Genomic DNA, 11,771 nt, shown 5'->3' with positions numbered 1-11,771 from the left:
TCCTTCAATAATTCAGATAGAATCGTTTCCTCTATCATTGCGTTGAGCTTTATTATTCTCATATTCCTCATTATCATTATCATCCATATTTTCTTCCATCGAAGTGATCAACTTGCCCATCAGCGCTAAAAGTTGTTGTTTTTCATCTTCTGATAAAATAATAAACATATTATTAACCACTACCTGTCTTTCTTTCATAATTTCATTTACAATTTTTCGGCCTTCCTCTGTAATATAAACATTCGAAACCCGCTTGTCATTTTCATTTACACGACGTTCTACATAATTACTTTGTTCCAATTTGCTAACTAATTCTCCGAGCGAAGTAGGACGTATACGTAATTGTGTGCTTAATTCTTTCTGTGTTAAACCATCGTTTGTAATTAATACACCTAATAAATGTCCTTGCCCGCGACCAAGGTTGAGCTCATGAGCTCCAAAAGATTGTTGTTGGCGTCCTCTGTGAATAAGATTCGTAAAATAATGAAATTGTTGTAGCAATTTTTCTGATATTGAATTATGCATATAAAATATCTCCTTTGTATTTTAATGAGGTACCTTTTCTTTATTAGATAGGTACCTTTCTTTTATCATAGTATACTTTTTAAATTTCATTGTCAATACATTTATTAAGGTACCTATGTTTATTTTCATTAAAGTTAGATAAAAAAATAAAGTAACCCCACATTAATTAGATTTTGGGTTTACTTTATTAAGTGAATATTGATGTTTCGAATGTAACTCAAATGTAATTGTGTTACTTTCACATTGGGGCTATTGCCTATTCCTTGAAAATTTTATTTTACTTATGGATCAACAGTTTTTTTGCTTCAATAGTGCCATATTTACTAAAAAATATTACTATAGAGTATTAAAGGAGCAGTCATAAAAAATAAATCCAAGAGTAAGAGCTCTGCGGGTCAGTTTATTTTTTATCACTGCTCCTATTCCCATGGGTATTCCTTTGCAGCCAAGGAAGCTTTGGACAATCTTACTCAAAGAATCTCCACTTCGTTCATTCTTCTCTTCATTGCAATTCTTTCAGTAAACTAGTCCAAAGCAAAAGAAATAATTACCATTTATTCCAGGGGTAATTATTTCTACAGTGATTATGATTAAATATATTACATTCATGATCCCAGATATATTATATAATTAGATATATTCAAGTCTAGAATTGCTTAGTTAAATTTAACTAAACGCTTAACAAGCCATATATAGCTTAAAACAAACTTAATATTTTTTGTATCTTTATATTTGTATGTTTCATCATAATTTTAGATTTAATTTTAAATAATAAATAAATTATTACTTTAGTTATATAGCCAGTATAGTGAATTTTGATAGTACAACCTTGTTTTCTTTCCCTGAAAATAAGGAGAGTGTAGTAAATATCCTAAATTTAAAGGGTCCCTGCAGCAGCTAACGGTTTTCTCATAAAACAGCTTCGTATAATTTTTTGACTAATAAATAAAGTAATCCATAATATTTTAAAGAGCACAAGACAATATTTTTCATTTTTGATGAACTATAAATCAAAAACGAACTACTATTTTGTGGCTGCTATGACAATATAAAAGAAAAGTAAGACTCAAAAAAACTATTTATAATACTATTCTTTCTTGTCAATTATACTGCTTTTGTAAAAACTAATTAATTTGGCACAATTATCATTTTTGATTTCGTTTTCTGAACCACAAATTCTGTAAGATATTGTATCAAGTAAATCTCGCTTTATTATCTTATTATAGATAGACGATTGGCTTGGAATAAATGCATTAGGATTAGAATATGTATCATACTCAAAATAAATTATTTTATTTCCATCATATTTTAATTCATATAATTTATTTATCCATGTACCAGTTATATCTTTTGCATAATCTACAATACGAATATTATCTTTTTTTCCTTTATCCATATTTTTCATAAAATTATCAAGTCTATTAATGTTATATATCTCCATGTTATTGTGAGTTTTGCTCGAAACACTATCAGTATAAGCAATCATTACTACATCACCATCTTTAATTGCTATATCTGAAGTTAAAGTTTTATTGTTCAATGTACCTGTAGTAGTGTAAGCCTTAGAACTTTGTATAGGTATAAACACTAAAATAAATAATAGTAATACAAATGTTAAAGCTCTTTTCAATATAATCACCTCAATAATAATTTTAATTTTATTGTATCCGTATTTAAAATTATACTACGTCATAACTTAATACACAATTCTCCATAAATCATTGCATTTATATATTAAATAAAGCATTGGTTTATATAGATTATTAAGCAATTAAGTTTTTGAATATATCATTTTCATAGTACTATATTATAAAAATACAGCACTTAAAAGGACTAAATCTATGGAGAAACAGCAACAAAACTGGCACCTTATCCGTATGCTACCTATGATGTCTACAATGATATCTGGTCAACTAGAAGAAGCTAAAGATCAATATAAAAATCTTTTGAAGGCGCAATCTAAACCATATGTTTTGAATGATGAAATAGTAGACAAAGTTATTAAGGTATTTTCAGAGCAATTAGATTTCATATGTTTATATGAGAATCAAATATCCAAATGGCATGACGAAGAAACCTTAACAACTACACTTGAAACGAACCTTTCTAAATCTCAAGTGCAACTCCAAGATCTTAGTAAAGTTATAACTAATATTTTAGCTCTAGCAGCTGAACTTAAAAATAGAACTATAGAAAAGGTAATGGGAAAAAGTGATCTGGAACTTGGAATGGAATTCTTTAAAAAATAACATCAGTAATATACAACTGATGTTATTTTAATACGTTAAAAAGGACACCTGAGCATTACCTTATCAATTACCACTTGTGGTAAAAACCTTAGAACCATACATAATAAAGCTCGCGTTTTCATCAAAATAGCGAATTTAAAATTAATTTATTAGCAGCTGTTTTATGAGAAAACTGTTATCTGCTGCATGGAATATCTAAATTTAAGATAGCTACTACACTATCTTTATTTCCAAGGAAAGAAAACAGGGTTGTACTATCAAAATTCACTATACTGGCTATACAAATAAAGAAATAATTTATTTATTATTTAAAACTAAATCTAAAATTATTATGAAACATATAAATACAAAGATACAACCCATATATAGCTTGTTTTAAGCTATATATGGGTTGTTAAGCATTTAGTTAAATTTAACTAAGCAATTATACACTTGAATATATCTATTTATATGATATATTGCAGATCATGAATGTAATATATTTAATCATAATAACTGTAGAAATAATTACCCCTGGGAGAAGTGGTAATTATTTTTTTTGCTTTGGACTAGTTTACTGAAAGAATTGCAATGAAGAGAAGAATGAACGAAGTGGAGATTCTTTGAGTAAGATTGTCCAAAGCTTCCTTGGCTTCAAAGGAATACACATGGGAATAGGAGCAGTGATAAAAAATAAACTGACCCGCAGAGCTCTTCTTCTTGGATTTGTTTTTTATGACTGCTCAAACACATAGCCTTTGCTATTCCTAATAGAAGCAAAACCTTTAGGAGGGCAAAAATGAGCTATAACAAAGTAATTTACATACTACCTAATGATTTGATTGAAAAGGTGCAGGAATATGTAGATGGTGAGTTTATATATATTCCCAGAAAATCAAGCAATAAAAAGGAATGGGGAGCTGGAACCTCTATACGTCAAGAATTACATACACGAAATACACAGATTTATGAAGACTATTTGGCGGGTCATAGTTCACAAGATTTATCTACAAAATATTTTTTATCCTTGAAAAGTATACAAAGGATAATAAGGGGACAAAAAAATAGTGCTTAACTTTTGAAACGAATCAATGCAGTTTTGTTACTGTATTGGCTCGTTTTTTTTTATTAATTGTCTTTAAGGTTTAGCTTTATATGCTCGAATGGTACAATTTAAGTAGAAAACATACTAGATTAGGAGGACTTATGATGAAAAAAATTTGTAACAATCCACCTGTTATCTTTCCTATTAATTAATAATAGGAAGGAGAAGTTTTCATGCAAAAGTTAACCTGGGATATACAGTATCTCTCACCACCACCTGCAATTAAATACTGTAAGAAGTGTGGTAAAAAGACAGAGCACCTTTGCTCCGGGTTGTAAATGCACAACGCAAGTATTCAGCCTTATGTTGGCTAGACCCCTATAGCATCAAAATGAATATATACTTAAAGAAAGTAACCTTATATCTAATGATATGGGGTTACTTTCTTCACCTTTAGCCATATGTCCACTTGAAGTATCAAAGTTTAATTCTAGGCATCATTATATATATCTTTTGACTTATATAGCTTCAGGAGGAGTACCCTTTTCTAATTTATAAATATGTATCTTAGAATTTTCAATTGATACATCCCGACAATGTATCAATATTTTCTGAAAACCACTTTAATTTACTGCCCAACGATTCAATTCTTTCTTGTAGGTATTCTCTTTCATCTACGCTTGATGCAAGTCTAGTACCTGTTTTTCTACAGTGGCTATTTTTTTACTCTTTGACAGTTCCATGAACACATAAGCAAAACGGATGACCTACGGGGTCAAGAAGTGTAATCCATTGCGAGCCCAATTCAGGCTGCCAGTATTGCGTAAGTGGTTTAGTCGCTCCTAATGACAGTGCGAACTGCATAGATGTCTCCACATCCTCTACAGAAAAATCAAGGTGTGCCATTTTCATCTGTTCTTCCCGTGAATCAGGCCATGCAGGTGAAATATAATTTTCTTCAAATTGACATGAAATACTTATAGACTCACCAGGGATGGAAACAGCCACAAAACACTCTATTTCATAAACTATTTTGCCCCCCAGTAGCTCGGAATAAAACCTAGCAAGTTTTGCAGGTTGTTTACAATCTAAGACTACACTCTGTAATTTGATTTTTGGTATCATAACAATTTCCTCCTTTTTAATGTGTGTGTTATTTAAATGCATTATTTATTAAACATTAACATTAGGTTTTTATAAAGACAACCTCATACTTAATTCCTAAACAAGAATGTGCTACCTAATTTGAAGTAGATAGCATATTCAGGGTGTTTTTGTGTGTCATAAGTACATCTTATTTATTTCTGACGTATGTCAAATGGATAGTACATGTTTTGAAATATAAATATAGGCAATTAGTTTGAGAATGGCTATATTTCAGAGAATATCGAATTAGTGATTTGCCTATTCTCCTTTTTCGGGGGGATGGGCAAAAATACCCAATGAGCAATATAGCCAAAGTGAAAGTAACTCAATTGGTATTGTGTTACATTCAAAATATCAATACACACTTAATAAAGCAAACCCATATCTAATAATTAGATATAGGGTTACTTGCGACGGAATTGAATCTAAAAGTATGTTACATCAACGCTACAACTTGGAATTTATTCTTAGCTATTATACCCATTTGCAATAATTTTTTTTAAATCTTCTTTTAAATTATTGCTTTTATACTCTCCACCATGGAAACATATAATTTTTTCAATATCCAAATTGACAATTTTCTTTAGTGAATTTATTTCTGCCCCTTTATCTAATACAAATTGTTCATCTGCAATACCTAATACACCACCTTCTGAAATTAACATGTCTCCACTTATTAAGGTTTTCATTGATTCAATATAAATAGAAATATGTCCTGGCATATGTCCTGATGTTTCGATAACCTTTACTCCATTACAGATAATTTCATTATCTTATATTACGTATTTCAAATAATAAATGAGTAGTACACAAGAAAAGGAACCTATAAAATAGTCTTTTTCTTGTGTCTATTTTATAGGTTCCTTTTTATTATATTGTAATAGCCTTTTAATTAATAAGTATAATTATCTTAAATATTGGACTGTATTCTCTTTTCTTTCTGGGCCTTTTGAAGGAGTATTATCTGAGTATCCTAAAAGCACTGTATAAAATGGAGTGTAGTCCTCAGGTATATTTAATTTAGATATAAGCTCTTCCTTCTTTCCTCCGTTAAATGCCGCTGAAGGTGCACCGCACCAGCATGATGCTATTCCTAAAGAATGTGCTGCTAATAACATGTTTTGTGTAGCTGCTGCACAGTCTACCTCTGTATAGTGATTATTATTTAATCCCGATATTAAAATAATTGTAGGTGCATCATATGTAACTTTATATTTATCATTGAATCCTACTTTTCTCAGAAATTCATTATCTGATTGCTTAAAAACTTCTTTTGCCTCAAAATTCATTTCATCTATTAGATCCTTATTTTGTATAACTGTAAAATGCCAAGGCTGTTGATTTGTACCACTTGGTGCATAAAGACCTGCTTCTATTATTGCTTGTAACTCTTCTTCTTTTATTTGTTCTGGTTTAAATTTTCTTGTAGTTCTTCTTTCTTTTATAGCTTTTAATACTTCATTCATTTTAAAGTCTCCTCGCATAATTAATATTCCATAATGTTTATGCTATAATTATATATCGTAAAGGTATAAATACATAAGTACGCAGTTTTTTCTGTGTTAGTGTTAAAAAGTATACTATTGAATTTAAAGGAGTTATAATTATGAATAATGATACGGATTGCAATGTAGAATTGCCTAGTGTTAATAAATGCGAGACAAAATGTCCACTTATATACGCATTAGAGATTATTGGGCAAAAGTGGAAGTTACCTATTATGTGGTACTTATTTGATAATAATTTCACTAGATATAATGAATTAAAACGAAAAGTTAAAGGTATTACTAATATGATGCTTACAAAATCTTTAAAGGAATTGGTAGAACATAATCTTATTGTTAGAATCCAATATGAAGTGATTCCTCCTAAAGTTGAATATGCTCTAACAGAAAGAGGTAAATCGCTACTTCCTGCATTAAATGAATTGTCTATATGGGGCGAAGAACAACTTAAACTTGATAAGTCGAAATCAAATTTTTAAACGCTTCTCATTTACTTTTACGCAATCTTCTTAAACTACGTCACAAACGAATGTACGATTTTACTTAAAACCTTACATTCGTAAAACCAGCATAAAGCATTGATACATAAAGGCTTATAGTAGATTAAACTAAAGCCTTTTTTCTTATTGTATATTTGAATGTATTGTTTTATCTGATATATTACAAATATAGTACATTGATTTTGTGACCTCTGGGACACTTTTTAGGAGTGAGTTTATGACAATAATAACCACTCACTTGATGGGAAAATATTTATTTTTTTAGGACATTATAAATTTAATTTAAATTGAAATGGGCATTTAGGAGCTTAGTTTTGTTAAACTAAGCTCTTTACAACCTAGATTGTTACATTTATGGGGCTATGTTTTTCTTAACGTACGAAATATCATTTTTGTGTATGCTACCCCTAGTTTACTGACTGCAGTTAAGACTAAATAGAAAGATTAATGTTGCACCAATATAATAGAATGTTTTACTTATTGGCAGTGAGTAAGATTGTCCAAAGCTACATTTTAACAACTATATTTATTCTAGTCACGTTAATAATACTGGTACTTTTTTAGTATCAGTATTATATTTTATATTAGAAAAGTATTTACTATTATAAAATATAATAGTATTGTTAATATATAAATTACTATAAAAATTAATATAAGTTCTAATATATTAATTAATATACTATTATTAGGAGGGATTACATTGAAAATAATATCTTTTAGCACCCTAAAGGGCGGTGTTGGGAAAAGTTCTAGTTTATTTAATATAGCTGGTTTACTTGCAGAAGAAGGCAAAAAAATACTGGTTATTGATGTGGATCCTCAAGGCAATAGTACCAATAATTTTGGTATAGATAGAACCGTAGAAAATTTAAAAAGCATTAAAAATATTTTGGAGGATGATATTGAATTTGAAAATGTAGTTATAAAATCACCGGTTAAAGAACTTCCGTCTCTTGATGTTATTCCAAGTTCTATATTTTTAACTGCTACGGAATTAAAGCTTGTCAGTTTAGCTGGTAGGGAAAATATACTTATTAACTATATTGACGATAATTTAAAATATTTTAATACATATGATTACATATTTATAGATACAAATCCTTCGATGAGCATAATTAATCAAAATGCTTTTGTAGCTGCAACTGATATTATACTTGTATCTGATATTAGTATGAATTCAGTAGAAGGTTCTGAACTATTTTTGGCTCTTTGGAAAGATATAAGAAAACGCTTGAAATTAAAAAATAATATAAAAGGTTTCTTGATTAATATGTACGATAAAAGAATGAATCTTTCAGCACAATTTAGAGATCATTGTAAAAGAAATGATGAAGTAAAAGACATACTTTTTGATACTGTAATCCCTATGAATGTTAAATTAAAAGAAGCTGAGTTAGAAGCAAAACCTATAAATATTTATTGTAAATCATCTGCAGGATATAAATCATATGTGACACTTGTTAATGAAATGAAGGAAAGAGGTATTTTATAATGACAAATAAATTTGATAAAGCTATACAAAATCGTAGCTTTGAAATATTAGATTCTGGAAAAAAACAAAAAACTGAGGATGTTGTAGTTTCAGTCGAAAATAAAGCCTTAAAACAAACTGGCTTTAATCTTGAGGATATTATAGAAAAAACCTCTAAAAATTTTAAAAATAAAACATATTATTTAGAAACAAATGCAACTAATGAAATAAAAAAAATAGCTAAAAATCAGAAAATAAGCGAAAGTAAGCTTGTAAATGATATATTAAAACATGTATTAGGTATTAAATAAATTAATATAGTTTCTTATATAATAATTAATATATTAGAAACTATATTAATTATTATATTAATGATGGATTAAACTATGTAGTTACACTCTTTAATTGAGCCACTCGCGGTAAAAACTTTAGAGTAATTATTACTCCCTTGATATGAGTTTTTTTACTTTGGACAAGTTTACTGACTGCAGCTAAGACTAAATAGGAATATGAATATTTAGTCATCTTAATAGATTGTTTTACCTATAGTCAGTGAGTAAGATTGTCCAAAGCTTCCTTTTAGAATAGGAGCATTGAAAGAGCTTGTACCACATCACATTTTCGCATGAAGCATGAAGAAGAAAATGTGATATGGACTAGCCTTTGATTGCGACTTTAATTTGCGATAATTATGGTATGATTAAATAACTATTTTGTGTCATCTCAGTAAAAAAATATATGGTTAAATGGAAGGTAGATCAAAATGAATAGTCTGACAGTACAATCTCTTGAAGAATTTATAGATAAGGCAAATTTGCTTTTAAAGCAGAGCATATTAACTACATATTGTTTTGGTTTAGAAGTTTATGTGGATTTTCTATGACAGAAATTTTTTATGCTATGGATCATGCGCTTCTAATAGATGATTACAATGATCCGGATAAGCATAAGCATTTGGCAAAGCATTTAATAATTAGTTTAAGCGGAGAAATTAATTGTTTTATTGAAGATGAACAGGTAACTTGTGAAGGAATTATGATTGCTCAGGATGTATTTCATAGGATTGAAAGCGATGGAAATGATGTTTTAGTATATCTATTTGATGAAACAACGGATATAGCTAAGGAAATCGAAGGAAAATATTTAAGGCATTCGCCCTACTATGCTTTAAACTTAGCTATTGTAAAAGAAATTAAGTCTATTTGGAATGAGAGTATGGTAGACAGAAGTGATACTCATCAGGTTCAAAAAATATATTCTAATACTTATGAAAGAATACTAAAATCTTGTAATTTAGATACAAATAGACCATATATTGAGGACTATAGAATTAAAAAAGTATTATGCTTGCTTCGAGGTAGAGAAGAAATTAAAGAAGGTATCATAGGAGAGTTGGCCAAAATGGTATTTCTATCTCAAAGCAGACTCTCTCATTTATTTAAGAAAGAGACCAAGATATCCATAAGTAGTTTTTTAGTAATTATGAAGATAGCAAAGACGTACAAATACATGCTTTCGGGAGAAAATATCACAGACTCATCAATAAAGGCCGGATTTAATAGCCCTTCTCATTTTGCTACAACAAATAAAAATATGTTTGGACTCTCGGCAAATAGATTTCGAAAAGATGCAATATTTATACAGATATAATTTAGCACTTATTTAGAAGTTTTATTTTCAATCCTTAATTATAATAAAGGTATATCTAAGGTAATAAAATACTATGCCTTTTAAGTTTAAAATTATAATATGGGAGAAGATAAAATGAAGAAAGATAAAATTACTTTTGTAAAGGGAATATATAATTTAAATAAGGAGCCCAATTTCAATTACCAATTAAACCGTGTAGTAATGTGGAATGGTGGCGATTTGGAAGATGTCAAGAAGATTGCTGAGAAAATCAAAGATAGTGCATCATGGAAAAAAGAGTTACTCCAAATAGGTGATCAGGCAAAAAAAGAGAGCAGAATAAAAGAGGCTATTGGATATTATCGAATGAGTGAGTTCTTTATGTATGATGGAGATCCGGATAAGATAAAATATTATAAATTAGCTACTGATATGTTCTATGATTACTATAAGGAATACTTTGAGGATGGAACCGTGGTACGTTATGAAGTTCCTTATGATGAAGTAAATCTTCCAGTATTATATACAAAAGCAGTAGGAGAAAAGAAGGATACTATCTTATTGCATGGAGGGAATGACTCTTATATGGAAGAATTATTCTTTCCCATGCTCTATTTTGCAGAGCATGGTTTTGATGTATATCTTTTCGAAGGACCTGGACAAGGAGGTGTGATGCGTACCCAAGGAAAACATTTTACTTATCAATGGGAGAAGCCGGTAACGGCTATAATCGATTATCTTAATCTTGATGGTGTTACTATTATAGGTGCATCATTAGGTGGAATGCTAGCACCTAGAGCAGCTGCTTATGAAAAAAGAATCAAGAGAGTTATTGCATGGTCAATTTTTCCCAACTTCTTTTTTGTTGTATTAGGCATGATTCCGTCTTCACTTCAAAAAGTAATAAAGATATTAATGCTACTTCACGCAGCGCCAATATTAAATTTAGTTTTTAAAATGAAGTCAAAAAAAAATCCTACAATAGACTGGGGAATTAAGCACGGTATGTATGCTTATAATGCAAAATCCCCTTATGAGTATGTAGTAAAACTAAATGAATTCCAAATGATTGATGTTGGACACCTAATTGATCAAGATGTGTTAGTTATAGGAGCAAATAAGGATCATTTTATTGATTACAAACTTTTTAAGGGCGAATTAGATTCTTTGAATAATGTACACTCCCTAACCTTTCGTCTCTTTACAGACAAAGAATGCGCTTCTAATCATTGCAATATGGGGAATACAAAGCTTATTCTTGATACTATGATTAATTGGATAGAACTGATTAAACATTAACTAAGGGAAACTTCATTACTTCGAAATATTCTTGTAAGTCGTCACAAGTTCCTCCTATCTAATGATATTGGGAAACTTGCTTTAAGTGCTTATTGATATTCTGAATGTAACACAATACCAATTGAGTTACATTCAGATTGAGGCTGTTACCCATTTAAAAGATTTATAGATATACTTAATTTATGGTAATTATGGTATGATTAAATGTATGTTTCATGACAAATTTGCAATTAAACATAACGTAAAGGTTATTTTAATATATAGGGGAAAGAGTATGACATGCGTATGAAATTTACTATGACGGCAAATATGTAAAATATGGATATGGATTGTTTGTAAAAAAACATTTTGATTGTAAAAGTATATGCCATGGTGGGGACATTCCAAATGGTTACGCTTCTCATTTTGAGAAATATATTGATG

Annotated in this window: 12 protein-coding genes; 7 read left to right on the top strand and 5 right to left on the bottom strand. The window is 29.4% G+C overall.

Annotation, left to right across the window (positions count from 1 at the left end):
• Positions 1–12 precede the first annotated feature (12 nt).
• Together LL038_RS24945 and LL038_RS24940 are read right to left on the bottom strand one after the other, a co-directional pair.
• Positions 13–525 (bottom strand): MarR family winged helix-turn-helix transcriptional regulator, encoded by a 513-nt coding sequence (locus LL038_RS24945; RefSeq protein WP_216128044.1) that lies wholly within the window; start codon positions 523–525, stop codon positions 13–15.
• A 1,087-nt stretch (positions 526–1,612) separates the two neighbouring features.
• A complete protein-coding gene (locus LL038_RS24940; RefSeq protein WP_216128033.1) occupies positions 1,613–2,155 on the bottom strand; it encodes a DUF4362 domain-containing protein in 543 nt (180 codons plus the stop codon).
• Positions 2,156–2,366: 211 nt separating this feature from the next.
• Between LL038_RS24940 and LL038_RS24935 the strand changes: the two genes are divergently transcribed.
• Positions 2,367–2,774: a hypothetical protein gene (locus LL038_RS24935; RefSeq protein ID WP_216128032.1), complete on the top strand. Its 408-nt coding sequence runs from the start codon at positions 2,367–2,369 to the stop codon at positions 2,772–2,774.
• 778 nt (positions 2,775–3,552) lie between these two features.
• Positions 3,553–3,828: a CD3324 family protein gene (locus LL038_RS24930; RefSeq protein WP_216128023.1), complete on the top strand. Its 276-nt coding sequence runs from the start codon at positions 3,553–3,555 to the stop codon at positions 3,826–3,828.
• A gap of 693 nt (positions 3,829–4,521) precedes the next feature.
• Here the strand turns inward: LL038_RS24930 and LL038_RS24925 are convergent.
• The 3 genes from LL038_RS24925 to LL038_RS24915 form a co-directional block, all read right to left on the bottom strand.
• The gene (locus LL038_RS24925) at positions 4,522–4,923 is read right to left on the bottom strand and encodes a VOC family protein (RefSeq protein WP_216128021.1); all 402 of its coding nucleotides are present in this window, start codon (positions 4,921–4,923) and stop codon (positions 4,522–4,524) included.
• A gap of 488 nt (positions 4,924–5,411) precedes the next feature.
• Positions 5,412–5,705: an MBL fold metallo-hydrolase gene (locus tag LL038_RS24920; protein WP_268056105.1), complete on the bottom strand. Its 294-nt coding sequence runs from the start codon at positions 5,703–5,705 to the stop codon at positions 5,412–5,414.
• 144 nt (positions 5,706–5,849) lie between these two features.
• On the bottom strand, positions 5,850–6,410 hold the full coding sequence (locus tag LL038_RS24915) for a nitroreductase family protein (protein WP_216128243.1): 561 nt from the start codon (positions 6,408–6,410) through the stop codon (positions 5,850–5,852).
• A 140-nt stretch (positions 6,411–6,550) separates the two neighbouring features.
• Between LL038_RS24915 and LL038_RS24910 the strand changes: the two genes are divergently transcribed.
• The 5 genes from LL038_RS24910 (at position 6,551) to LL038_RS24890 (ending at position 11,348) form a co-directional block, all read left to right on the top strand.
• Positions 6,551–6,928 (top strand): winged helix-turn-helix transcriptional regulator, encoded by a 378-nt coding sequence (locus LL038_RS24910; RefSeq protein ID WP_268056103.1) that lies wholly within the window; start codon positions 6,551–6,553, stop codon positions 6,926–6,928.
• Between the two features lie 721 nt (positions 6,929–7,649).
• Positions 7,650–8,441: a ParA family protein gene (locus tag LL038_RS24905; protein ID WP_216127963.1), complete on the top strand. Its 792-nt coding sequence runs from the start codon at positions 7,650–7,652 to the stop codon at positions 8,439–8,441.
• Positions 8,441–8,731 carry a hypothetical protein gene (locus LL038_RS24900; protein WP_216127961.1) on the top strand — a complete coding sequence of 97 codons (291 nt, stop codon included), beginning with the start codon at positions 8,441–8,443 and terminating at the stop codon, positions 8,729–8,731. The genes LL038_RS24905 and LL038_RS24900 overlap by 1 nt, the downstream gene beginning before the upstream one ends.
• Positions 8,732–9,299: 568 nt before the next feature.
• Positions 9,300–10,070 (top strand): helix-turn-helix domain-containing protein, encoded by a 771-nt coding sequence (locus LL038_RS24895; protein WP_216127959.1) that lies wholly within the window; start codon positions 9,300–9,302, stop codon positions 10,068–10,070.
• A 114-nt stretch (positions 10,071–10,184) separates the two neighbouring features.
• Positions 10,185–11,348 (top strand): alpha/beta hydrolase, encoded by a 1,164-nt coding sequence (locus LL038_RS24890; RefSeq protein WP_216127957.1) that lies wholly within the window; start codon positions 10,185–10,187, stop codon positions 11,346–11,348.
• The last annotated feature ends 423 nt before the right edge of the window (positions 11,349–11,771 follow it).

Source organism: Clostridium estertheticum (genome assembly GCF_026650985.1).
In the GTDB taxonomy this organism is placed as follows: Bacteria; Bacillota; Clostridia; order Clostridiales; family Clostridiaceae; genus Clostridium_AD; species Clostridium_AD estertheticum_C.
Note: the sequence above shows the minus strand (reverse complement) of the source record. Positions and strands in the feature narration are given on the sequence as shown.